Source organism: Sphingomonas sp. PvP056, from assembly GCF_040549155.1.
Classification (GTDB): domain Bacteria; phylum Pseudomonadota; class Alphaproteobacteria; order Sphingomonadales; family Sphingomonadaceae; genus Sphingomonas.
Window position 1 is genome coordinate 33,662 of record NZ_JBEPST010000004.1, and the last position, 22,662, is coordinate 56,323.

Consider the following 22,662-nt stretch of genomic DNA (forward strand, 5'->3'; position numbering starts at 1 on the left):
CCTTACTTGACCATCGGATCGATCAGCTTGATCGTCCCGTCGGCGTTGAAGTTGAGCTCGGTCACCTTGACGTTGCGCAGATGGTTCTTGTTGCTGAGCTGCGTGTCCGCATAGAACAGCCACCACTTGCCGTCATGCTGGATGATCGAATGATGTGACGTCCAGCCCTGCACCGGCTTCAGGATATGCCCGCGATAGGTGAACGGGCCGTAGGGGCTGGTGCCGGTCGCGTAGTTCAGGAAATGCGTGTCGCCGGTCGAGTAGGTGTAATAATATTTGCCGCCGCGCGTGAACATCCACGACGCCTCGAAGAAGCGCTTTTCATGGTCGCCGCCCAGGACCGGCTTGCCGCTCTCATCGAGGATCACCGCGTCGCGCGGGGTCTCGGCGAGGCTCTTCATGTCAGGGTTCATCCGCGCGACCTTGCCGCTGAGGGCAGGCTGCGTGTCCTGCATCAGATCGGTGTCGCTGCCGTTGGGGTCGAACTTGCCGTCCTTCCAGCGCTGGAGCTGGCCGCCCCAGATCCCGCCGAAGTACATGTACGCCTTGCCGTCCGCGTCGGTGAATACGGCGGGGTCCATCGAGAACGCGCCCGCGATCGGCTTGGGGTCGGCCTTGAACGGGCCCATCGGGTTCTTGGAGGTCGCGACGCCGATCATGAACTTGCCGAGGCCGTTCTTGTCCTTGGTCTTGTCGCGCGCCGGGAAGTACAGATAGTAGGTGCCGTTCTTATAGGCGGCGTCGGGTGCCCACATCTGCTGCGAGGCCCACGGCACCTGCTTCACGTCGAGCGCGACCGGGCCGATCGTGACCTTGGCGCCGACCTTGTCCATCCGCAGCACGCGATAGTCGCGCATCGCATATTGGTTGCCGAGATCGTCGTCCGCGATCGGGGCGGGAATGTCGTGGCTGGGGTAGACGTAGATCTTGCCGCCGAACACGTGCGCCGAAGGATCGGCGGTGTAGATCGAGCTGACCAGCGGCTGCGACAGGAAAAGTTTGGGGTCGGACGGGGTAGGGGCGGAATGCTCCTGCGCCATCAGCGCCGCGCCCGACGCCAGGCCGATCGCAGCCAGGCCACCTGCAGCGGCCAAAAACATGCCCTTGTTCATCGCAACATCTCCCGAATCTCGCGCTCGCCGGCGCGGGTTGATTGAAAGGTAGCGCTACCAGCAGGGTTCGACAAGGACATTCGTCGGAGCAGGGCTCCATGCCGTCAAACCCGTGGCCGAAACCGCGCCCATGACGATGTAACCCATCCGGCAAGCAGCGTCTCGATCCCTTTCGGCCGACCGCTCCACTCCCATGACAGCAGCAGGATCGTACCGTAGACGGCCAGGCCGACCGCAGCGCAGGCGATAATCCCCAGTGCAAGCGGCAAATCGTCCAGACCCTGCAAGCGACCGCGCAACAGGAACAGCGCCAGCGCCAATCCCGCAGCCGCAACGACCGGACGCCAGAGACCGGCGCATTGACGCGGGATCGAAGCCCCGAGGAGCTGGCGGACGAAGATGGCCGCGACCAGCGCCATGAGCAGCGAAAGCCCGAGCCGCGTGGCGATGACGCCTGCAATTCCATAGACATACGCGCCGGCGATGATCGACGGCACCGTCACCGCCAATTCGATCAGGTTGCGCCGGAGGAAGATGTCGGTCCTGCCCAGCGTGACCGCAAGCGCGCCGAGCGGCGCGGTCAACAGCGGCGGTATCAGCGACACGGCGAGCCATTGCAGGATCGGCCAGCTCGACTGCCACTTCGGCCCGAGCGCCAGATGGACCGCGGGCTGGGCCAGAATACTCAGCCCGAGCATCACCGGAAGCCCCACGGTAAGGACGGACGTCACGGTCCGCAAATAGGCCGCCATCAGGCGGGGCGGATCCTGCCTCAGCTGGGTAAAGGCGGCGATCAGCGGACGGCCGATCGGTTTGACGAACGCCTGTTCCGGCACCGCTGCGATGTCCCCCGCGAGGACATAGGCCCCCAGGGCTGCTGACGGGACCAGTCGGCCGAGCAGCAGGCGATCGATCTGCCAGTTGATCGCGCTGATCAGCTGGGAGGCGGTGGACCATCCGACGAAATGGGCAAACTCGCCCCACCGCGTCAGCGACAGACGCGGCCGGTATGGAGCGACCGCATAGGACGCGGCAGCCATCGCCACCGGATTGACGATCGTGCCGATCGCAATGGCCCAGTAGCTGCGCGACACCAGCGCAAGCCAGATCGAACAGCCGAGCGCCATCCCCTTGCCGACGAGCTCGATCAGCAGGTCACGACGGAAATCGATTGCCTTTGCGAAGTGCGTCATCGCGGGGCTGACCACCGCACGCGAAGCCGGGGCAATGACAAGCATGCACAGCAGCGCCGCCAGGCGTGGATCACGATAGAGGATTGCGAACGGTTCGGCGGCGGCGATCATCAGCGCCGCGAGCAGCGCGCCCCGCAGGAGTCCGACCGTGAACGCCGTGTCGAGCAAATCGCGCGTGATCATCTCGGACCGGACGAGAACCTGACCGACCGGCAGTTCGAACACCGCTTCGGCGATCTGCACGACGGTCAGCGCCACCGCGACCAAGCCGAAGTCGGCGGGCAGGAGCAGATTGGCGAGGATCAACAGGCCGAGGAAATCGATCGCGCGCGCCGTCAGGCGCGCTGCGACCAACCATGCAGTCCCGGCGGCAATGCGGGTGGCGATGTCGCTTTGCGCGCGGGAAGTCATGCGCTGCGGATCGTTGTCGGCGCTCCCGCGACCAGACGGGTCCGGAGCGTCGGTGTCGTCACGGTCGCCGGATCGGTTCGGGCAAGGCTCGTCGTTCCCCATATGCAGTATTACATCAGCAGGTAAAAGATCGTCGATGGATAGAGCAATACTCCATATGACCCGGTTGCGTAACTTGTAAATACAGAACAGATGAAAGTGTGGTGTGATATATGCCCCATGTCGCATTGCGGTCATCGTAGTAATGGCGGTGGCGCGTGCACGTTTGATTTTTGTCGTTGGCGATAATCGGCGGGGTTTGCATGCGAAGTGAAGTCGTCATCAACGGAAAATTCCTGTCGGCGGCGATGACGGGGGTGCACCGGGTGGCGTTCGGCCTGGTCGACCAGCTGATCTGCCATCAGCCGGAGATCGAGGATCTGTTCGGAAAGCCGGCCTCGCTCGCGGCACCGCATACGGTGGCGCTGACCGATCGGCTGCCGCGGATGCCGATCGATCGCAAAGGCGTTCTGGCGGGGCAATGGTGGGAACAGCTGGAGCTTCCCGCCAAGACGCGCGGCAAGCTTTTGCTCAACTTGTGCAACCTTGCCCCGGTGGCGTCGGCAACGTCGATCACGATGATCCATGACACGCAGGTCTTTACCAGTCCGCAGTCCTACTCGCGCGCCTTCGTCCACTTCTATCGTACCGTGCAGCCGGTGATCGGTGCCCGCGCGGTACGGATCCTCACGGTTTCCCGCTACTCTGCCGAACAACTGGTGCAATGGAACGTGGCCCCCGCCGATCGCATTCGCGTGATCCACAACGGCGTCGATCATGCGGTGCAGACTGTCGCGGATCCTGCGGTTCTGCCCAAGCTGGGGCTAGACGCGGCACGCTACGTCCTCGCGCTGTCGAGCGTGCAGGCGCACAAGAACCTGAAAGTACTGCTCGAAGCGTTCGCTTCGGAACGGCTCGGCGATCTCACGCTCGTGCTGTTCGGCACCGAGGGGCGACCGGCCGCGATCGCGGCGGGGCTGGCGGTTCCGCCCAACGTCGTGTTTGCGGGGCGTGTGTCCGACGGTGCATTGCTCGCGCTGACCCAAAACGCGCTGTGCTACGCGATGCCGTCGCGCACCGAGGGCTTCGGCCTGCCGCCGCTGGAGGCGATGCTTTCGGGCTGTCCTGCGGTCGTAAGCGATCGGGGCGCGCTGCCCGAGGTTTGTGGCGCTGCGGCGCTCTATGCCGATCCCGACCGACCCGCGGACTGGATTGGCGCGATCCGCGCGATGGCGGACGATCCCGAGCTGCGCGCGCGATATGCGGCGATGGGACGGCTGCGTGCCGCCCACTTCACTTGGGCCCGCGCGGGCGACTCGCTGATGGAGGTGCTGCGCGACGTCGCGCGCGAACGACGCTAGAAGCGATCGGCGATCGCCTCGTCCAGTACGGCGGTGAAGGCGCGGCGGAAGCGTTCCGGGCTGAACGCCTGCGCGCGCGCGACCGCAGCAAGCGGGTCGAAGCGCGGCAGCCACGCCTCGAACCGGTCGAGGCCGTCCAGCAGCGATTCGATCGTCTTGTGGTCAAAGAACAGGCCGGTCTCGCCGGCAACGACCGTCTCCATCGCGCCCCCGCGCGCGAAGGCGAGAACGGGGCGGCCGGACGCCATCACCTCGACCGGGATCAGCCCAAAATCTTCCTCCGCGGTAAAGACGAGCGCGCGTGCGGACGCATAGGCCGCGCGCAGGCTTGCGAAGTCAGCATGGCGCGTAAACCGGATCGTCGGGCCAGCACGTGCCTGCAATTGGCCGAGCATCGCGCCATCCCCGATCACGTGGAGCTTGCGTCCGCAGCGGGTGAAGGCGTCGACCGCGAGATCGGGTCGTTTGTACGGGACGAGCTGGCCGACCCACAGATATTCGTCGCTTGCGTCCCCGGCGGGCGTATAGAGCGTGGTGTCGACCGGCGGATAGACGACCGTTGCGTCGCGCCGCCAGCTCTTGGCAATGCGGGCCTTGATATACGCACTGTTGGCCATGATCCGATCGGGGCGTGCCGCGCTCGTCATGTCCCATTGCCGTAGTGACGGTGCAAACAGCGGCATCATCACGCGGGCGCCGAAGCCACCGGCGGCGTGATATTGCGGATATTGATCCCACAGATAGCGCATCGGTGAATGGCAATAGGTCAGGTGGATCGCATCGGGGCGCGTGATGACGCCTTTCGCGGGCCCCGCCTCGCAACTGATGACAAGATCATAGGCCTCGAGGTCGAGCAGCTCGAGCGCGCGCGGCATGAGCGGAAGGTATTTTTGATACTGCCGCTTTGCGAAGGGTAGTCGGGCGATGAAGGTCGTATGGATGTCATGCCGCAGGATGATCGATGATATTCTCTCCGGGTCCACGACATGCGTAAAGATATCTGCATCCGGATACATCTGGCAAAGATGTTCGAGCACGCGTTCCCCACCCCGCATGCCGACCAGCCAGTAATGAACGATTGCGATACGCAATCTCTTCTCCACCCCAATTGCGCCAGTGGTGCGGCAATTAGGGGATGAAGTCCAGATTGGCGCGATGGATCAGGTCGGCGTCCCTGTCGCGACGGCGCGATTCAGGAGGCCGTTGTCCAGCGGGTCGGCATTCCGGGGTGTTCCGCGATCAGCCATTGGTACCGCGTGTCCTGCCATGGCTCGACGAAACTCGAACGGCTGTCGAGCACCATGTCGCCGCCATCCAGCCGTGCGACCAGCACCGTATGGAGCCCGATGCCGGATTGATAGACGACCGCGAAGAACAGCCGTTCGGGCGGGAAACCCGCGTCGATCAGTTCCAGCCGCTTCTCGATCGCCAGATCCTCGCAATCGCCCACCGCGTTTCGCCCCGAGCCGCTCGGGCGCCACAATTCGCCCACGCCGTAGCTCAGCATGTCGCTTTGCTGGCGCACGCGCGCGTTGACCATGCCGTCGATCCGCTTGAGCAGGCGAAGTCGGGTCTTGTCGGCATCGGGCGCGTCCGGCCCGGTCGTGCTGACGGCCGTGCTCACGGTTGGGGCCGGGGTGGCGGCAAGCCGGTCGCATGTCGCCGGTTGCGCGCGGCACAGCTCGGCGAGGCCGGTGGGCATGTCGGTCGCAGTGCCGGATGGTACGAACGGCTGCTGCGCCGGCTTTGCCTCTGCACCGTGCATGCCGACCATCAGACACGCCAAGAACACCCCAAGAAATCTCGCCACGATCCGCTCCGCGATGAAAGTCGCGGAGCCTTGGCCGTGGGGGTGTTAGCGAAAGGTTATAGTCGGTCGCAAAATAGTGCGAAATAACGAGAGGATAGGCTTTAGTATGAGAGCAGATACCACGCCGGCGCGAGCAGCGTGGCCCAGGCGAGCACGCCGCATCCGACCGTCACGCAGACACGGACGAGCGGCGGCCAGCGGTCGTCCTGGAGAGGGGGATGCGTGTCGCAGGAACGGTCGCGCATGTCGCGCGCGCTAGCCCGCGTCGGCGCTTGTCCGCTCACCTCGTAGGGGGCCTCTTTCTGTCCGGGGCTTAGGCTTTGCGCGTGCATTGCGATTCCTGGTTAACGGCTCGCAACCGTAACGACTGCACCGTTTTTAGTACAGGGGCCCGCGTTCGTCCTTTCGAATGTTAGGCTTTCGATCGAGGCTGTTGGCCTTGGTCCCGCAGGTCGCGTCAAAAACAGCATTGGAAATTGGTGCATCATAGGAGTAGTAATATTACGGCATAACCGGAATCGTCTTGAACGATACTTGATATGGCCAAGTAGATATACGTAAAATGGTGTACGGCAGTTGATCGATGGGGCGATGCGACGTGCGGATAGCCTGGAAAGTTATTGCATCAATATTGGTATGGTCCGGCGCGACGTTCGTGCCCGGCGGGATGCTGGCGCTACCGGTGGTGGCGCAGACCCTGGCGCAGCAGGACCCGGCGGACACCGATTACCCGCTTGGCGTGGCGGACAAGGTGCGCATCATCGTGTTCGACGAACCGTCGCTGTCGGGCGAATTCACGGTCAACGCGAACGGCGCATTGTCACTGCCGCTGATTGGCGACGTCCGCGCGGTCGGGCAGACCGCCACCGAGGTTGCGGCGGTGATCCGGCGGCACCTGATGGACGGGTATGTGCTTCAGCCGCGGGTCAGCATCGACATCCTGACGTTCCGGCCGTTCTACATCCTCGGCGAGGTCAACAAGCCCGGTGAATATCCCTACTCATCCGGCCTCACCATCGATGGGGCGGTGGCGACGGCGCAGGGGTACACCTACCGCGCGGACAAGCGGAAAGTCTTCATCAAGCATTCGGGCGAAGCGGAGTCGGCGAAAGCCCGCATCACGCCGGATCTGAGAGTCCGTCCCGGCGACACGATCAGGGTCGGGGAACGCTATTTGTAACCGCGTTGGCATTGGGGACGACAATCGTCGGTGGAGGGCAATGTGATCGATTCAGCTGCGATCCGGATCTTGATGATGACGCTCGCGGGTGCCTGGCTCGCGGGGGACAGGCCCGCGCAGGCGGCGACCGGCGCGGCGCAGACCGCGCCCACACCGACGCCGGCCCCGGCTAACCCGCCGGCCTCGGCTAACCCGCCGGCACAGCCCGACCGCGATCGGCAGATCGAATCGCTCGCGGCGACGCTGATCGCCGCGTTGAAGGCGGGCGGTACGCAATCCGGGCAGATCGAGGCGCAATTGTCGCTGTTGATCAGCCAGGCACAGTCGGGCTGCGGCGATTCGAAGGCGGCATTGACCCAGGCGGCGACGCAGGCGGGGCAGTTGAGCGATGCCGCGGCGGTCGCGCTCAAGAACATCTCGGGCGCGCTGGAACGCTGCGAGATCGAGGGTACCGCGGCGCTCGCGAATGCGCAGACGATCGTCGACCAGGGAACGACGCTTGGCCTGTCGGGGGGAAGCTCGAACTACACCCCGCCCCAGACTGCGACGGCTGGCGGGCCGGGCGCGTGACCCGGTCCGTACGGGTCCCCCCGATCGTCCTGAGCGCGGCGATCGGTCTGGCGGGGACGGTCGTGGCCACGCCAGTGGCCGCGCAAAGTGTCGGGGACAATTTCGTCGTCCCCAATTTGCCGATCGAATATGATCGCGGGCGCAACACCGGCGTGCTCGACCGGTCGCGTCCCGAATTCGACGCATTGGGGATCAAGATCGGCGGTTTCACGCTGTTTCCGCGCGTCGAGACGGCGATCGGGTATGAGGATAACGTCTACCAGACCTCGTCGGACCGAAAGGCCGATGCGACGGTGACGATCGCGCCGAACGCCCGGTTCGCGAGCAACTGGTCCCGCCATTCGCTGACGATCGAGGCGGGCGCGGACATCAAGCGGTTCCTGACCGAGGCGCGGCGCAATCAGGATGGCTGGCGCGTGGTCGGATCGGGTCGATACGACATCGGCGGGCAGATGACCCTATCGGGTTCGGCCCGCACCGCACGCGCGACCGAGCCGCCGACCTCCGCCGCCTATCCGAGTGCCGCCGCCGCGGCGTCGCAATATCAGAGCACGCAGCTCCAGTTCAACGCTGGCTATGCGCCCGGACGTCTGCGATTGCAGGGGGGATTTACCTTCGCCGCGATCGGGTTCGATGACGTGCTGACGTTCGGCAACGGGGTCATCAGCCAGAACAACCGCAATTCGCACACGATGAGCGGATCGGGCCGGGTCGAATATGCGATCAGCCCGGATACGTCGATGTTCGCGCAAGGGAGTTACGACCGGATCGACTATGCCCGGCCGCTCGCGACGGGCATTCCCAACCGGAGTTCCAACACGTTTCGCGCGCTGGGCGGGGCGACCTTCGATCTCAGCACGCTGCTGCGCGGGTCGCTGGGCGTGGGATACATTCGGCGGCGGTATGACGCAGCCCTCTACCGTCCGATCGGCGGGGTGACCGCGGAAGCGCGTGTCGAGTATTTCCCGACGCCGATCACCACCGTGACGCTGACCGGGCGACGCCTGATCGAGGACGCGTCGTTCATCAATTCGGGCGGGTTCGTGAACAACACCGTCGCATTGCGACTGGATCACGAACTGCTGCGCTACGTCCTGCTCAACGCGCAGATCGGTTACGAGCATGACGTGTTCAAGGGCACCGACGCCACGCTCGACATCGTCCGTGTGAGCGGCGGTGCGCGCTATATCCTGACCCGTGCGATCGGGATCGGCGCGTCGGTCCTGCACGATCTTCGGTCGGCGAAGGGGACGGGATCGGGACCGTCCTATCACGAAACCCGGTTCGTCCTGTCCCTTGTCGTGCAGCGATAGCGGCCATCATGATGAGAGATCCCGCATGGACATGAAGACCGAGGCCCGCATGGGGAGCCAGAGCAGTCGTCTCGACCAGAGCCGGCACATCGGGGCCAAGCCGGTGACACTGGCGTCGTTGGGCGGCGTCTTCCGTCGTCGCTGGCGCGTGATCGGCGCGACGATGCTGCTGACGGTGCTGGCGGCGGTTGCGGCGGCATTGCTGATCACCCCGCAATATGATGCGGTGGCGCGCATCCGGATCACGCCTGCGAAACTGGCCCCGCTCGATTTCGAGACGGCGAAGGACCAGCCGCTCGACCAGGCGCTGGTCAACAGCGAGATCGCGACGATCCGGTCGCGTGACGTCGCGCGCCGCGTCGTGACGCGGTTCGGCCTGCAAGGCGATCCGGAGTTCACCCCTGAGGGCAACCCGCCGCCGGCAAGCCCGGTCGCGATCGCCCACCGGATCGAAACCGCGACGTCGGCGGTGGTGCAACGTTTGACGGTGACGCAACAGGAACGCAGCTACGTCCTCGCGATCGGGTTCCGTTCGCGCGACGCGGCCAAGGCGGCGCGGATCGCGAATGCGGTCGCGCTGGCGTACATCGACAGCACTGCCGATTTCCAGGCGAGCACCGCCACGCGGCAGACCGAAACCGGGCAGACCGCATTGGTCCGATTGAGCCGCGAAGCCGAAGCCGCCGCGGCGAGCGTAGCGCGCTATCGTGCGGACAGCGGGATCGTGCAGGGCGGCGGAGTCGGCACGATCAACGACCAGCAGGTCGGCCCGATCTCGCAACAGCTTGCGTCCGCCAAGGCGGAGGCGGCGGCGCTCCGGTCGAACGTCGCTGCGGCAGAGCGGCAGATCGCCGCGGGTGGATCGGATGCGGTGTCCGCGGTCCTGTCCGCCCCCGTCATCACCGACCTGCGGCGCCAGCGGACCGAAGCCGAGCGCCAGCGCGCGCAGCTTGCCGCGCGCTACGGCGAGAAGTTTCCCGCGCTGGTCCAGAGCAAGCAGCAGATCGAGGCGCTGGACCAGCAGATCCGGCTGGAGCAGACGCGGATCATCGAGGGGCTGCGCAGCGAGGCGCGGTCCGCCAGCGCCAAGGCAACCGATCTCGCGCAGCAGCTCACCGCGCTCAAACAGGAGATCGCGCTTAACAATCAGGCGGCGGTTCGTGCCGACGGTCTGCAACGCAAGGCGGATGCGGCGACGACCGCGTACAATCGCATGGCGGGGACGGTGCAGCAGGCCGCGCAGGCACAGCGCAGCAGCCAGCCCCAGGCCCGCGTTCTCGAAAGCGCGGTGGTGCTCGCGCGGCCGACCTATCCCAATCGCCCTGCGATCGGCGTCGCGGGAATGCTCGTCGGGTTCGTTCTGGGAATCGGTGCCGCGGCGGTGGCGGAGGCGGTGCAAAGCACGATCCGCACCCCCGAGGAGATCGAGACGATGCTAGGGGTACCGCACATCGCAGCGATCCCACAATTGACGGCGCGCCGCTTGCGCGACCCCGCGGGACGGCGTTGCGCGCCTGCCGACACGTTGCTGCACCGGCCGGTCTCGGCTTATTCCGAAGCATTCCGGACGATCCGTACCGTCATCCGCCCCGGCGGGGTGAAGGTGATCGCGATCGGCTCGACGCTTCCGTCGGAGGGCAAGACGACCAGTGCGTTGTCGCTCGCGCGGGTCATGGCGCTGTCGGGGGATCGCGTCCTGTTGATCGATTGCGACGTCCGTCGTGCGGGGCTGGCGGACGGTGTCGGACTGACTCCGGCCGCGGGGACGATCGAGGTGCTGGCGGGCACTATGACGCTCGAGGCGGCGATCGTCCCGGACGATATTCCGGGGCTCGACCTGCTGTGCGTGCGGGCGCCGACGTTCACGCCGGTGGACCTGTTCGATACCGGCGCGATGGCGATGCTGCTCGATCATGCGCGCGAACGCTATGATCATATCCTGCTCGACACGCCGCCGTTGCTCGGCGTCGCGGATGCGCGGACGCTGGCGAAGCTTGCCGACGGCGTGCTGCTGCTGGTCAAATGGAACGGCACCCCCGTATCGGCGATCGACAGTGCACTTGCCGGGCTAGAGCAGGACGGCGCGGTGGTTCTCGGCGGGGTCTTGACGATGGTCGATCCGCATTCCGAAGCGTTGGGCGGGCAATATTATTCGGCGCAGTACAGCCGCTATTACAACCCGTGACGCGCCGCTTGCGCCGAAATTGGCAACACGGCGACGGAGGGCGGCGTGTCTCGCCGGTTGCGATGCTGGCGAGCGCCGCGTGTCTGGCGGGATGTGTCGTTGCCGGACACATGCTGCAGGACGAGTGGCTGGCGGTGGTCATCACCCGGGCGGCGACCGATCGATCGGCGACGGCGCGCGACGCGGTGCTGGAAGCCTATGGTGACCGTGCGCCCGCGAACCTTCCGGTCCGCGCCGCCGCCCCGTTGGCACAACTTGCGCTCGACGGCGCGCGCGCAGGCGCAACCCCTGCGTTATGCGCGCTCGATGCGGATCGTGCGGAGGGGCTGATCCGCCATCTCCGGGATGTCCGCCCCGGCTGGGATGCGACCTTGTTGCTGGTCGCGCAGCGCGAGCTGCTGGTCCACGCGACCGCCACGCCCGCCGCGATCGATGCGTTTTCGGCAAGCTACCGCGAACGGCCGTTCCACAACGCCGCCGCGATCTGGCGGATCGCGTTCGTGCGGTTGTATTGGACTGCGCTCGATCCGGTGACACGGCGTGCGGCGATCGAGGAGGCGGTCTGGCAAGTCCGCTATGACAACGGTCAGCGCGGCGCGATCGAGCGGTTGCTGGGGGATACGCCCGCGGGGGTCGCCTTTGCGTTGCGCATGGCGGCGGTCGGCCACGGATTGGGGTGAGTCGCGTGGTGGCGGGCGGGGTATGTCGCGCTTTCGCGGAGCGTGCGGCCCCAGGTGATCCCCAGCAGCGCGGCGCTCAATGCCGCGATCGCGGGCACGTTGAGCGCGATGTCGACCAGCGATCCCGTCGCGGCGACCGCGACCGCCAACAGCATCGTGCGACCGATCGTGTCGGACCGGTTTGCGGGGGTCGAGGGCGCGCGCGCAATGCGCCAGAGCAGGGTGGCGAGGGCCAGCGCGACCAGCGCGAGACCGGGCCATCCGGCCTCGATCGCGAGCTGTAGCGGTGCGTTATGGGCCGCACCGAAGTCGCCGACCAGCAGCACGGTATCGGGTGTGAGCTGGCGCTGGTTGACGGTGTCGAACCCGCCCAGACCGTAACCCGTCAGCGGTGCCTGGCTGGCGAGGGCGATGGCGTGCCGCGAGATCGCGATGCGGCCCGACCCGTTTGCGCCCAGCGCGCCGTACCGGCTGAGCACCGCCCCTGCCGACGCCCACAAGGCCACGCCTGTGGCGATCAATAGCAGCGCAAGGATGCTCCACCGGACCAGCGCATGTCCGCTCCGTCGCTGCGACCGGTAGCCGATGCCGCAGGCGATGTGCGCCACCAGTGTCGCCGCAAGCGCGGTCCGCGATTGTGACAGGGCGACGAGCACGAGCGTGACGATCACGCCGAACGCGGCGAGTATCGCGCCGGTCGGCAAGTCTCCGCGTGGGCGGGTCTGCCAATCGCGCCATCGCATGCGCGCGACGCCGTGCAACAGCAAGCTGAGCATTCCGTAGAAGATGCCTGCCGCGTTGGCGTTGCCGATCAGCCCGGCAAAGCGGTGATGGCGATGATCCACGACGAGGCGCTGGACCATCTCGGTCGTGCCGAACGCGCGCAGCGCGAGGGTCGCGGTGATGAGCGCCGCGGCGCATAGGCACAGCCATGTCGCGGTCGTTCGCCGGAAGCCGGGAAGCCGCGCCGCGACGGCGCATCCGATCAGCAGCGCGACGAGCGAAAAGGCATGGCACCACGCGACCCCGAGCAGATCCGGTGCGGCCGGGGGGGTGATCAGCCGCGGCGTGAGGTCAGGACGGAACGGGAGCGCAGTCCAGCCCAGCAGCAGGATCAGCGGCAGCACGACTGGTGCCATGCGCCTGACCAACCGGGCGTCGCTCGGTACCAGCGCCAAGGCCAGCGCCGCCCAGCCAAGGTGCACGATCGCCGTCGCCGCGGTCAGCACCGCGTTGTTGGCACCGCCGAGCGCGAACGGCAGGATCAGGATCACCGCGAGACTGCGCGCCAGCCCGTTCGACAGGCGCGCGGATCGGACCCGCGAACGTCGTCGCCACGGGTCGGTGTCAGCGCGATCCACGTTGCAGCAGCACCGCGGGCACCGTCAGCATCATGATCCGCCCGTACAGCCCGAGGCTGCGCCGGCGGGCGAACACGACGTCGAGCGCGATCCGGCGACGGTAGGTCGTGTCGTTGCGCCCGCTGACCTGCCACAGCCCGGTGATCCCCGGGCGCATCGCGGTGTAGTGCACGAACCGCCGGCCATAACGCGGGATCTCTGCCGCGACGATCGGGCGTGGACCGACGAGGCTCATCGATCCCTGCAGCACGTTGATGAGTTGCGGCAGTTCGTCGATGCTCGAGCGCCGCAGGAACTTGCCGAGCGGGGTGATGCGCGGATCGTGCCGCAATTTGTGGTCGTATGACCATTGTATCCGCGCGAGCAGGTCGTGTTGCAGCAACGCCGCCAGCCGCGCGTCGGCATCGTGGCGCATCGTCCGGAACTTGAGGCAGTAGAATTCCTGCCCGAGATAGCCGATGCGACGTTGTCGATAGATGACGGGGCCGTGGCTGGTCGCCTTGATGCAGATCGCTACCGCAAGGCACAATGGCCCGAAGAACATCAGTAATAGAAGCGTGATGACGATATCCAGGATGCGCATCGCATCGCGCGGAATGGTGGGCCAATCGATCGTTGGGGCGGCGGTCGTAGCGAGCTGAACCATAGTCTCCCCGATGTTGCCAAGGTCTGTGCTGGTCCGCGGTACAGTCTTCGAGGAAAGGCCCTGGATACGATCGGGCGGGGTGCCGAAGAATGTCGTTAGCGTATCGCAATGATTTGCCCGCGACAAACAAATCAGAGCCAAGGTGCTGATAAAACAGCATTTATACGCCGTTTGCGGTATGTCTCGACCATCATTTGGCGGCATCGCCTTCGCCCGGCGATGGCTGACCCGCAGGATCGTTGCGATTCCCTTACTGCGTAGGAATCGCCAGCGCCGGCGGTGTGCGGCGGGGATGGGGGAAGTAGACGACCGGTGACGAGCCCGGGGATGGCGTGGCGCGCGGGGCAATTGCTTCGCCGGGGGGAGTCGTGCCGTGCAACGGGCTTTCCGGTGCGGCGATCGTCGCTACGGTCGGGGATGTCGCGGCGGAAGGGAGCGGACCCGCGCCGGAAGCCGGATCGACCGGACGGGTGGCAGGCTCGGGCGATATGCTGGCGATCGGCGTCGGATCGGTGGCCAGCGAATAGGTCGTCGGATAGCCGCCATAGGGCCGGGGCGGACGATAGAAGACGTGATGTCCGATGATCGCGACCTTGGCCAATTCCCCCGCCCAGCGCGGCACGATCCACACCGAATGATAATGCGTCGCCTGTCCCGCCGTCGGTGAGACCGCGCCGCTCAGCGCGGCATCGGCGACCGCCCGCGCGCGGGCTAGTCCTGCCGCCGCCGGTCGCCGGGCCAGCGATCCGTCGCAGGCGAAGGTGAACTGGCACCCGGTCGGGCGTTCCGCGCCTTGATAGACCACGCCGCAGACCGTCTTGGGGTAATGCGGGTTGCGCACCCGGTTGAGCACGACTTGCGCCACGGCGCGCTGGCCCGACGGCGGTTCGCCGTTCGCTTCGTAATAGATCGCGGTCGCGAGACAGGTCGCCGCCGCGCTGCGATCCGTCGCGGACAGGGTGGTGGCGACGAACGGCGGGGGCATCGGATTGACCGCGGTCAACGCGCGCGCGTAGTTTTCGGCAAGCGCCTGCACCGGTCCCAGCGCTTGTTTCTGTTGCGGCAGATACGTCTCGAGCGGCAGATCGTCGGGTGCCGCCGATGCATCCACGCCATCCGATGGTCGCGCCGGGACATCGCCGATCGCCAGCGCATCCGGGCGGTCGGCGAGCGCGAGATAGACGAGCGCCGCTGCCGCACCGGACAGGCACAGCAGCGCGGCGCCGAGGTAGAGCATCGACAGGCGAACCGGCGCGATCATTCCGTGTGAATCATACCAGTCGCGTAACGATGTCAATCGAAACGCGCCCGGCCTGTCGCGCTCTCGTGCCGGGCGTGGGGCGTTACCAGTTCAGCCCGACGCGTCCGTAAACGTAGCGGCCATTGAATCCGAACGGCGAATAATACGGAAAGGCGACCAGACCGCTGCCGTTGAGCACCGTCCCGCGCGACGATGCCAGCCGGACGAAGTCGGGATAGGTATCGAGCAGGTTGTTCGCCCCCACCGCGAGGTTGAGGTTGCGCATTACCTTGTAGCGCAGCTCGAGGTCGAAGATCGTGTGGCGGCCGGTGTGGATGTCGTCCGCCGCGAAGCCGGTGCTGCTCGGCTGATTGACGTCGCCGTAATAAGACGCGCGCGCGGTCGCGCCGAGCTGGTCGAGCGACCAGTCGATCGTGCCAACGACCTTCTCGCGCGGAGTGCCCTGTTCGAACGACACGATCCGCTGGCGGCTGAAGATCGGGAGCGTGGTCGTCCCCGCCGACGAGGTGATCGTCGCGGCGGCTGGCGCGCGCGTGACCTTGATGTCGTTGATGTTGGTCGCGGCGGTCAGGTCGAACGTGCCTGCCGCCCCGGTCGCCTTGCGGTAATGCGCGACCACGTCGATCCCCTTGGTGGTCGAGCGAATGCCGTTGAGGAAATAACGTCCCGCGGTCACCGCGGTGATCCCCTCGTCGCGCAACCGCCCGATCACGACCCCGCCGCTGAGGTTCTCGGACAGCGCGATCTGGTCGCGGATCTTGATGTGATACGCATCGACCGACAGATCGAACCCGCCCGATCGGATCACAAACCCGGCGGACAGGTTGCGCGCGCGCTCCGGCTTCAACGCTTGCCCGCCGAGCGCGAGACCGACCGGGCTGGTCGAGGGGAACAGCCCGGTTTCGACGATGACGCCGCTCGTCAGCACCGACGAGGTGGTGGTGAAGAACTGCTGCTGGAGCGACGGCGCGCGGAAACCGGTCGAGGCGGTGCCGCGCAGCGCGAACCAGGGCGTGAAATCATAGCGTGCGGTCAGCTTGCCGGTCGCGGTCTCGCCAAAGTCGGAATAGCTTTCGCCGCGCACTGCCGCACCCAGCGTCAGCCCGTCGATCGGCTTGGCTTCGAGGTCGACATAGCCCGAGACGTTGTCGCGATGTTCGTTGACGACGTTGGAAGGCTGGAACCCCGGGAACCCTTGCGCGCCCGAGCCGAGTGCGGTGCTCGTATTCGGCGCGCGGTTGTACGACGTCGGCTCGCCCGCGCCGATCTTGAAGCCTTCGCGGCGATATTCGAGACCCCAGGCGATGTTGATCGTGCCTGCGCCGAGCGGCTGCTCGCGCGAGACATCGATCCCGCCGACGAGCTGGTCGTAGGTCAGCTTGCCGTCGTAGAAATTGGTCTGCGATGCCGCGCCATAGGTCGAGTTGCCCGAGTTGCGCGTCGCGAAGTTCAGCTGGTTGCGCCCGTAGGACAGGTTGAAATCGACCTTCCAGCCGGACAGTTCGCCACGGATCCCGCCGGTTGCGGTCAGATCGTTCGAGACGACGTTGATCAGCGGGGTGAACCCGTCGGGATACAGGCTCGCAAGCGCGGCGGCGTTGGCGTTGTTGTCGGTGCCGCCGTTGACGCGCGGGGTCGCGGCGCTTGTGCTGTCGCGATACTGGTACCCGCCGAAGCCGTAGAGCGTCCAGCCGGTGTCGCCGAGCGGTTTCCCTGCGTTGATATAGCCGCTGTACTGCTGGACGTCCGGGTCGCCGTAGCGCGAACGGATGCGGACCGGGGTCTTGCGCGGATCGAAGTCGCCGCGGCTGGTCGGGTTGCGGTCGAGATATTCGCCCGACACGGTCAGGAACCCGTCCGACCCGAGCCCGATGCCCTGCCAGCCTGCGACCGTCACGGTCTCGCCGTCGCGCTCGTTGCGATTGCCGCGCGCGGTGGTCACGTCGGTGATGTACTGGCCGTAGGTGACGGTCGCGCCGCCGCCGTGCCGCGCCTCGCGCAAGCGCAGGTTGACGACACCCGCGATCGCGTCCGAACCATATTGCGCCGCCGCGCCATCGCGCAGCACTTCGATCCGGTCGAGCGCGACCGAGGGAATCGTGTTGAGATCGACCGCCGCCGCGCCGCGCCCGACCGACCCGTTGGTGTTGATGAGGGCCGAGGTATGCGCGCGCACGCCGTTGATGAGCACCAGCGTCTGGTCCGGCGACAGGCCGCGCAGCGTCGCGGGGCGGACCGAGTCGGTGCCGTCGACCGCGGACGAGCGCGGGAAATCGATCGACGGGACCACGGCGGCGAGCGCGCTGGCGAGTTCGGTCGTGCCCTGCCGCTGGAGCGTGGTAGCGCTGAGCACGTCGACGGGTGCCGCGCTGTCGAGCCGCGAGCGGCCGACCGTGCGCGTGCCGGTCACGACGATGTCGGTCGGCTCGGCGGGAGCGTCTGGCGTGCTGGCTGCTGCCGCGTCGGTGGCATCCGCGGGTGCGGTCGCGACTTGCGCTTGTGCGTTGGTCGAAACCGCCAGCGCAAGCGTCGAAACGGCAACGGCGAACAGCGCCCGGTGGGTGATCATGAAAGCGGTCCCTTTGGAATATCCATGCGGGCGCAATATGCTGGCCCACGTTTATGACGGCCCCGTGGCAGATCGCTACGGATTGCGACGCAAAGAAATCCCATGCGGCCATCTCGAAAAAATTGGCCCGGCACGCTGGGTGCCAGGCCAAGGGGACGCGGGAGCTTACCCAGCGTGTTCGGGATCGACCCGTTGGGTCGAAAGGCTATTGCGCGTTGCCGACACCGTCAGCGGCGTTGAGCGTGGCGGAATCGTTGGCCACCGTCAGATCGTTACCGACGGCGTCTACCGCAGTGGCGTTTCCGTCAGCCGCCGCCGGGTCGTTCGGCACGGTTTCGTTGATGACCACGGTGTTGGCCGCTTCGTCCTGCTTGGCGCAGGCGGAGATCGTGAGTGCGGTGGTGGCGAGCGCCGTCGCCGTGAGAAGAGTTTTCAGCATCATTACCCTTTCGTGGTGGTGAACCGTCATCGTGCCGCCGCCGCGGTGCGCAGCGACTGGCCGATCAAACCGAAGAACGCGCGGCTTTCCGCAGAACGATCGGCATCCCATTCGGGGTGCCACTGGACGCCGAGCACGTCCGCACCGCACGGGCGCGCACGGACCGCCTCGATCAGCCCGTCGTCCGCCGCCACCGCCTCGATCGCGAGGCCGTTACCGAGCCGGTCGATTCCCTGTTCGTGGACGGAATTGACGCGCATCCGCCGCCGTCCGGTCGACTCCGCGAGCAATCCGCCAGCGCCGAGCTCGACATCGTGGCAATGTCCGAACAGGTCCTGATAACATCCGTCCCAAGACCCGCGATGATGGCGTTCCGCGCAGGTCGCGGCGGACAGCGTTCCGCCGAACAGCACGTTGATTTCCTGTAAACCCCTGCAGATGCCGAACACCGGTTTGCCCGCCTCGATCATGCCCCCCGCGAGTGCGAGCGCCACCGCGTCGCGGTCGGGATCGCAGCGCTGGCCCGCTGGCAAAGGCGCACCGCCATAGCATTCGGGCGCAACGTTGGAGCGCGACCCCGTCAGCAGCAATCCGTCAAGCAACAGCGTAAGCGCGGCGATGTTGGCGTCGTCGCGGACGGCGGGGACAAGCACCACCGCAGCTTCCGAATATTGCGACAAGGGCGTGATGAAGCGCGTGGCGACTGCCTGCACCGGGCGTGCGCTCGTCTCATTACAGCACAAGACGCCGATCACCGGGCGGGCGGTCCGGCCCGGCGGGGTCGCGGACTTCCGGAAGCGCGCGTCGATCATTGCGTCGCTGCCCGCTGGAGAACGTCACGCAGGTCGAGCCCGGCGGCATCGTCGAGGCGGATCGCTTCGGGCTGGACGACGACGCTGTCCGCGGGCACGTCCGACAACAGCCAGACGTTGCCGCCGATCGTCGACCGCGCGCCGATCTCCACACGGCCGAGGATCGTCGTCCCGGCATAGATCACCACGTCGTCGCCGATGATCGGATGGCGGGCATGGCGTTCTCGCACGTCGTCGCGGGTCAGCCCGACCGGGCTGCGCGCGCCGAGCGTGACGTGCTGGTACAGCCGCACCCGCGCGCCGACGATCGCGGTTTCCCCGATCACCACGCCGGTGCCGTGGTCGATGAAGAAGCTTTCGCCGATCGTCGCGCCGGGGTGGATGTCGATTCCCGTGTGCTCGTTGGCGATCTCGGAGATGACGCGCGCGACGATCGGCGCGCCGAGATTGTGGAGCTCGTGCGCGATCCGGTGGTGCAGACTGGCGATCGCGCCGGGATAGCAGACGAGGATCTCGTCGACGCTGCGCGCGGCAGGGTCGCCGAGGAACGCGGCGTCCACGTCGCTGTCGACCAGGCGGCGGATGTCGCCCAGCGTCGCGGTGAACAGCCGGGTGATCGTCGCGGCATGATCTGGGTCGAACGGTCCTGCCTCATGTTGCCAATAGCCGAGTTCGGCGCCGATCTCGCGTTCGAGTTCGGTCAGCGCGGCGAGCAGACGCGCGACGACGAACTGGTCCTCCTCCTGCGCAGACCCGCGGAAATGCCCGAGACGCCGCGGATACAGTGTCGCCGACAGCAACGCGACGACCTGTTCCAGCGCATTGCGCGACGGAAAGCTCGCGACGTCGCGGGCCTCGTCCTGGCGACTGCGCCACGCATCGCGCGCCGTGCGCAGATCCGCGACCGCCGCATAAACGGGGGACGGTGGGGTGGTGGAGTGCGGTTGCTTGGCGAAAGCGGCGTGGGTCGTCATCGGAACCTCCAGCCCCGATCATATCCCACTACGGTGGTATGATATGAAAGAATTGCTTCGGTTGGCGCAAGCATGCCTTTGCGGACGTTACGGCCGGCTTGGTCCACAAGGATCGCGTCCTGCGCGCCCGCGCGACGGGACGTCTTACGCAATCGGAGTTCGTCCATGTCCTTATCCGCGCCGGCTTCGCGCCCCGCCTTGCGCCTGCCGTTTGGCGCGCAAGTCTTGCTTGGCATGGCGATCGGCCTTGCGCTGGGCTTTGCCGGACGCGCGTTCGACGGACCCTCGGCGGCGATCCTCGGGGAAGCGTTGCACACCACCGGGCAGATCTTCGTGCAGTTGCTCAAGGCGCTCGTCCCGCCATTGGTGTTCACCGCGATCGTCGCGTCGATCGCGGCGCTGCGTGATCTCGAAAATGCCGCGAAGCTGGTGGTGCAGACGCTGCTGTGGTTCGCGCTGACCGCGCTGATCGCGGTGACGATCGGGATCGTGCTCGGGCTGGTGATCGAACCGGGGCTCCACGCCGGGATCGACCGCACCGCCGCCAAGCTGCCGTCGAGTAGCGGTTCTTGGCTCGATTTCCTGAAGGGCCTGGTGCCCGCCAATGTCTTCGGGATCGGCGCGTCGACCACGATCGAGGACGGCGTGGCGAAGACCGCGGTGTCGTTCAACGTGCTCCAGATCATCGTCGCGGCGATCGCGATCGGCGCGGCGGCGGTGCGCAGCGGTGAGGGCGGGGCGGGGTTCCTCGCGTTCAACGCCTCCGCGCTCGTCGTCTTCCGCCGGTTGTTGCGCTGGGTCATTGCGCTGACGCCGATCGGTACCGCCGCGCTGATCGGCGATGCGGTGATCCGCTACGGCTGGAGTTCGCTGTCCGCGCTCGGGTCGTTTGCAGGCGCGGTGTACCTCGGGCTCGCGCTGGTGCTGTTCGTGGTTTATCCGCTGCTGCTGCTCGCGAACGGGCTCAGCCCGCTGCGCTTCTTCGGCCATGCATGGCCCGCGATCCAGTTGGGGTTCGTCTCGCGCTCGTCGGTCGGCACGCTGCCGATGACCGAGCAAGTGACCGAACACGGACTCGGCGTGCCGCGCGCCTATGCCGCGTTCGCGGTGCCGCTCGGCGCGACCACCAAGATGGACGGCTGTGCCGCGATCTATCCCGCGCTGTCGGCGATCTTCGTCGCACAATTCTTCGGGTTGCAGCTGCACGCCTCGGACTACGGACTGATCGCGTTCGTCTCGGTGATCGGCTCGGCGGCAACCGCGGGGCTGACCGGCGCGACCGTGATGCTGACGCTGACGCTCTCGACGCTGGGGCTGCCGCTGGAGGGAGCGGGGCTGTTGCTCGCGATCGACCCGATCCTCGACATGGGGCGCACCGCGGTCAATGTCGCGGGGCAGGCGCTGGTACCGACGATCGTCGCCAAGCGGGCAGGGATTCTCGATCTTACCGCGTTCGGGCAGGATCGCGCGACGGTCCCGGCAGCCACGATCGCCTGACATGCCCCGGGGGGCGTACACCCCTGCGCCGCCACCGCGGCGCAGGGGTGGCAGGTCTCAGGCGAGCGTCGTCTGGAGGGTCGGCGCTTGCTGCTTGCGGCGGCGGATGGCGGCACCCATCAGGCCGAACCCGCCGAGAAACATCGCCCATGTCCCCGGCTCGGGAACCGCGCCCGGCGTCGGCGGCGGCAAAGCGCCGCCATCGACCGAAACGGCGGACTTGACCAGCGTTAGGACCCAGCCGTCGTCCTCTGCGTCGATATCGACCTCGACGCGCAGCCCGTTCGCAATGTCGTCGAAGAACGTCGCGCCAAGTGTGAAGGTCGCGAACGAATAGGTATCGTCCAGGCCGGTCAGGTTTCCGATCCGCGTGCGAACACCATTGTCATAGGCATAGATGGTATCGATCTCGAACGGTGAGTCGACGTCGAACGCGCTGATGTTCAACGTCGCGGTGCTGAACGGCGTGGTGATCGGATTGTGCCGCCAGCCCCAGTCCTGATCCGCCTCGCGATAATAGGGTGCCGCGAACGGATCGACCCCGGCGGGCAGGAAAAAGCCCGTCGGTGCCTGAATCGTATCGGTAAAGGCGACGGCATTGGCCGTCGTCGCGCCAAGGGTCGTGGCGAGGGCCGCAACAGCCAGCCCGGATAAACAGCGGTAAAGCGTCTTCATGACAGAACATCCCCTGCTTGGCATGCCAAGATGTCGATGACGGACCGAGGTCTTGCGCATGCGAATGAACGGAGACGACGATCCGTCTCCGACCAACGCGAACGGGCAGCACAGGATGACAGTCTTCCCAGACGACACGCCAACGATGGCGATGGTTAACGAGCAAAAGCCATGCCAGACGCAGGTTGCGTCAGCCTTGGGACCGGTAGCAGAAAGGAGTCGTAAAGCAGGTCGACAGTCGGTTTTTCAGGTACTTAATACTAAAGTTGGAAGTGGATGATCGATGCTCCCGAACTGTGCATCAGCGCATTTGGCGGCCCCATGCAGAGAGAGTTTTGAAAAACAAAAGTTTGTTCAAGGTTATTAAGAAAACCGGCCATCGCCTGTCCGTTTTGGACAAAAGCGCTATCTCTCTGAATTGTCTGCTTTGATGCCAAATACCGGTCGATGGAAACATTTTGGCACAATGTGTCTGTCGATCCGACAGGTCCGACGGTATTGCGCAACTCGACTTGGCCGTAAATCCGGTGGTCGGTCATGACCAAGGCCGTGGTCGCGCTGCCGCAGCGATGTT

At 66.2% G+C, this 22,662-nt stretch carries 21 protein-coding genes; 7 read left to right on the top strand and 14 right to left on the bottom strand.

Annotation, left to right across the window (positions count from 1 at the left end):
• Nucleotides 1-2: 2 nt before the first annotated feature.
• Complete coding sequence (locus ABIC17_RS10745) at nt 3-1,112, bottom strand: glycoside hydrolase family 43 protein (RefSeq protein ID WP_354281741.1); 1,110 nt, start codon at nt 1,110-1,112, stop codon at nt 3-5.
• 104 nt (nt 1,113-1,216) lie between these two features.
• Complete coding sequence (locus tag ABIC17_RS10750; protein WP_354281743.1) at nt 1,217-2,716, bottom strand: oligosaccharide flippase family protein; 1,500 nt, start codon at nt 2,714-2,716, stop codon at nt 1,217-1,219.
• 302 nt (nt 2,717-3,018) lie between these two features.
• Between ABIC17_RS10750 and ABIC17_RS10755 the strand changes: the two genes are divergently transcribed.
• Nucleotides 3,019-4,116, top strand: a complete 1,098-nt coding sequence (locus ABIC17_RS10755; protein WP_354281745.1) for a glycosyltransferase family 4 protein — start codon at nt 3,019-3,021, stop codon at nt 4,114-4,116.
• On the opposite strand, the gene ABIC17_RS10760 is transcribed toward ABIC17_RS10755, so the two are convergent.
• The 3 genes from ABIC17_RS10760 to ABIC17_RS10770 form a co-directional block, all read right to left on the bottom strand.
• On the bottom strand, nt 4,113-5,171 hold the full coding sequence (locus ABIC17_RS10760) for a glycosyltransferase (RefSeq protein WP_502958461.1): 1,059 nt from the start codon (nt 5,169-5,171) through the stop codon (nt 4,113-4,115). The genes ABIC17_RS10755 and ABIC17_RS10760 overlap by 4 nt on opposite strands.
• A 137-nt stretch (nt 5,172-5,308) precedes the next feature.
• Nucleotides 5,309-5,926, bottom strand: a complete 618-nt coding sequence (locus tag ABIC17_RS10765; RefSeq protein WP_354281749.1) for a transglutaminase-like cysteine peptidase — start codon at nt 5,924-5,926, stop codon at nt 5,309-5,311.
• Nucleotides 5,927-6,027: 101 nt separating this feature from the next.
• Entirely contained in the window at nt 6,028-6,171 is a 144-nt protein-coding gene (locus tag ABIC17_RS10770; RefSeq protein WP_354281750.1) for a hypothetical protein, read from the bottom strand.
• A 410-nt stretch (nt 6,172-6,581) separates the two neighbouring features.
• On the opposite strand from ABIC17_RS10770, the gene ABIC17_RS10775 reads away from it, so the two are divergent.
• From ABIC17_RS10775 to ABIC17_RS10795, 5 genes are all read left to right on the top strand, one after another.
• Nucleotides 6,582-7,106: a polysaccharide biosynthesis/export family protein gene (locus ABIC17_RS10775; RefSeq protein WP_354281752.1), complete on the top strand. Its 525-nt coding sequence runs from the start codon at nt 6,582-6,584 to the stop codon at nt 7,104-7,106.
• 42 nt (nt 7,107-7,148) lie between these two features.
• Nucleotides 7,149-7,676, top strand: a complete 528-nt coding sequence (locus ABIC17_RS10780) for a hypothetical protein (protein ID WP_354281754.1) — start codon at nt 7,149-7,151, stop codon at nt 7,674-7,676.
• A complete protein-coding gene (locus ABIC17_RS10785) occupies nt 7,673-8,989 on the top strand; it encodes an outer membrane beta-barrel protein (RefSeq protein WP_354281756.1) in 1,317 nt (438 codons plus the stop codon). Before ABIC17_RS10780 ends, ABIC17_RS10785 begins: the two co-directional genes overlap by 4 nt.
• A gap of 25 nt (nt 8,990-9,014) precedes the next feature.
• Nucleotides 9,015-11,174 carry a GumC family protein gene (locus tag ABIC17_RS10790; protein ID WP_354281758.1) on the top strand — a complete coding sequence of 720 codons (2,160 nt, stop codon included), beginning with the start codon at nt 9,015-9,017 and terminating at the stop codon, nt 11,172-11,174.
• Between the two features lie 110 nt (nt 11,175-11,284).
• Nucleotides 11,285-11,854, top strand: coding sequence for a hypothetical protein (locus tag ABIC17_RS10795; RefSeq protein ID WP_354281760.1), 570 nt, complete (start codon nt 11,285-11,287; stop codon nt 11,852-11,854).
• Here ABIC17_RS10795 and ABIC17_RS10800 read toward each other — a convergent pair.
• From ABIC17_RS10800 to epsC, 7 genes are all read right to left on the bottom strand, one after another.
• Entirely contained in the window at nt 11,761-13,215 is a 1,455-nt protein-coding gene (locus tag ABIC17_RS10800; RefSeq protein WP_354281762.1) for an O-antigen ligase family protein, read from the bottom strand. The two genes, ABIC17_RS10795 and ABIC17_RS10800, sit on opposite strands and share 94 nt — an antisense overlap.
• Nucleotides 13,202-13,861: a sugar transferase gene (locus ABIC17_RS10805; protein WP_354281764.1), complete on the bottom strand. Its 660-nt coding sequence runs from the start codon at nt 13,859-13,861 to the stop codon at nt 13,202-13,204. Before ABIC17_RS10805 ends, ABIC17_RS10800 begins: the two co-directional genes overlap by 14 nt.
• Before the next feature lie 250 nt (nt 13,862-14,111).
• Complete coding sequence (locus ABIC17_RS10810; protein ID WP_354281766.1) at nt 14,112-15,122, bottom strand: cell wall hydrolase; 1,011 nt, start codon at nt 15,120-15,122, stop codon at nt 14,112-14,114.
• Between the two features lie 82 nt (nt 15,123-15,204).
• The gene (locus ABIC17_RS10815) at nt 15,205-17,691 is read right to left on the bottom strand and encodes a TonB-dependent receptor plug domain-containing protein (protein ID WP_354281768.1); all 2,487 of its coding nucleotides are present in this window, start codon (nt 17,689-17,691) and stop codon (nt 15,205-15,207) included.
• 205 nt (nt 17,692-17,896) lie between these two features.
• Nucleotides 17,897-18,160 carry a hypothetical protein gene (locus ABIC17_RS10820; RefSeq protein ID WP_354281770.1) on the bottom strand — a complete coding sequence of 88 codons (264 nt, stop codon included), beginning with the start codon at nt 18,158-18,160 and terminating at the stop codon, nt 17,897-17,899.
• Nucleotides 18,157-18,942 carry a gamma-glutamyl-gamma-aminobutyrate hydrolase family protein gene (locus ABIC17_RS10825; protein WP_354281772.1) on the bottom strand — a complete coding sequence of 262 codons (786 nt, stop codon included), beginning with the start codon at nt 18,940-18,942 and terminating at the stop codon, nt 18,157-18,159. The genes ABIC17_RS10820 and ABIC17_RS10825 overlap by 4 nt, the downstream gene beginning before the upstream one ends.
• Nucleotides 18,939-19,916, bottom strand: a complete 978-nt coding sequence (gene epsC / locus ABIC17_RS10830; RefSeq protein ID WP_354281773.1) for a serine O-acetyltransferase EpsC — start codon at nt 19,914-19,916, stop codon at nt 18,939-18,941. The genes ABIC17_RS10825 and epsC overlap by 4 nt, the downstream gene beginning before the upstream one ends.
• Nucleotides 19,917-20,081: 165 nt before the next feature.
• On the opposite strand from epsC, the gene ABIC17_RS10835 reads away from it, so the two are divergent.
• A complete protein-coding gene (locus ABIC17_RS10835) occupies nt 20,082-21,413 on the top strand; it encodes a dicarboxylate/amino acid:cation symporter (RefSeq protein ID WP_354281774.1) in 1,332 nt (443 codons plus the stop codon).
• 57 nt (nt 21,414-21,470) lie between these two features.
• Here the strand turns inward: ABIC17_RS10835 and ABIC17_RS10840 are convergent, their stop codons facing one another.
• The gene (locus ABIC17_RS10840; protein ID WP_354281775.1) at nt 21,471-22,088 is read right to left on the bottom strand and encodes a PEPxxWA-CTERM sorting domain-containing protein; all 618 of its coding nucleotides are present in this window, start codon (nt 22,086-22,088) and stop codon (nt 21,471-21,473) included.
• 260 nt (nt 22,089-22,348) lie between these two features.
• Nucleotides 22,349-22,627, bottom strand: coding sequence for a hypothetical protein (locus tag ABIC17_RS10845; protein ID WP_354281777.1), 279 nt, complete (start codon nt 22,625-22,627; stop codon nt 22,349-22,351).
• Between the last annotated feature and the right edge of the window lie 35 nt (nt 22,628-22,662).

What these genes read in the sequence shown, in the direction of transcription:
- ABIC17_RS10745 (WP_354281741.1), bottom strand. Translation starts at nt 1,112, where the DNA reads ATGAACAAGGGCATGTTTTTGGCCGCTGCAGGTGGCCTGGCTGCGATC.
- ABIC17_RS10750 (WP_354281743.1), bottom strand. Translation starts at nt 2,716, where the DNA reads ATGACTTCCCGCGCGCAAAGCGACATCGCCACCCGCATTGCCGCCGGG.
- ABIC17_RS10755 (WP_354281745.1), top strand. Translation starts at nt 3,019, where the DNA reads ATGCGAAGTGAAGTCGTCATCAACGGAAAATTCCTGTCGGCGGCGATG.
- ABIC17_RS10760 (WP_502958461.1), bottom strand. Translation starts at nt 5,171, where the DNA reads ATGCGGGGTGGGGAACGCGTGCTCGAACATCTTTGCCAGATGTATCCG.
- ABIC17_RS10770 (WP_354281750.1), bottom strand. Translation starts at nt 6,171, where the DNA reads ATGCGCGACCGTTCCTGCGACACGCATCCCCCTCTCCAGGACGACCGC.
- ABIC17_RS10790 (WP_354281758.1), top strand. Translation starts at nt 9,015, where the DNA reads ATGGACATGAAGACCGAGGCCCGCATGGGGAGCCAGAGCAGTCGTCTC.
- ABIC17_RS10795 (WP_354281760.1), top strand. Translation starts at nt 11,285, where the DNA reads ATGCTGCAGGACGAGTGGCTGGCGGTGGTCATCACCCGGGCGGCGACC.
- ABIC17_RS10805 (WP_354281764.1), bottom strand. Translation starts at nt 13,861, where the DNA reads ATGGTTCAGCTCGCTACGACCGCCGCCCCAACGATCGATTGGCCCACC.
- ABIC17_RS10810 (WP_354281766.1), bottom strand. Translation starts at nt 15,122, where the DNA reads ATGATCGCGCCGGTTCGCCTGTCGATGCTCTACCTCGGCGCCGCGCTG.
- ABIC17_RS10815 (WP_354281768.1), bottom strand. Translation starts at nt 17,691, where the DNA reads ATGATCACCCACCGGGCGCTGTTCGCCGTTGCCGTTTCGACGCTTGCG.
- ABIC17_RS10820 (WP_354281770.1), bottom strand. Translation starts at nt 18,160, where the DNA reads ATGACGGTTCACCACCACGAAAGGGTAATGATGCTGAAAACTCTTCTC.
- ABIC17_RS10825 (WP_354281772.1), bottom strand. Translation starts at nt 18,942, where the DNA reads ATGATCGACGCGCGCTTCCGGAAGTCCGCGACCCCGCCGGGCCGGACC.
- epsC (WP_354281773.1), bottom strand. Translation starts at nt 19,916, where the DNA reads ATGACGACCCACGCCGCTTTCGCCAAGCAACCGCACTCCACCACCCCA.
- ABIC17_RS10835 (WP_354281774.1), top strand. Translation starts at nt 20,082, where the DNA reads ATGTCCTTATCCGCGCCGGCTTCGCGCCCCGCCTTGCGCCTGCCGTTT.
- ABIC17_RS10840 (WP_354281775.1), bottom strand. Translation starts at nt 22,088, where the DNA reads ATGAAGACGCTTTACCGCTGTTTATCCGGGCTGGCTGTTGCGGCCCTC.
- ABIC17_RS10845 (WP_354281777.1), bottom strand. Translation starts at nt 22,627, where the DNA reads ATGACCGACCACCGGATTTACGGCCAAGTCGAGTTGCGCAATACCGTC.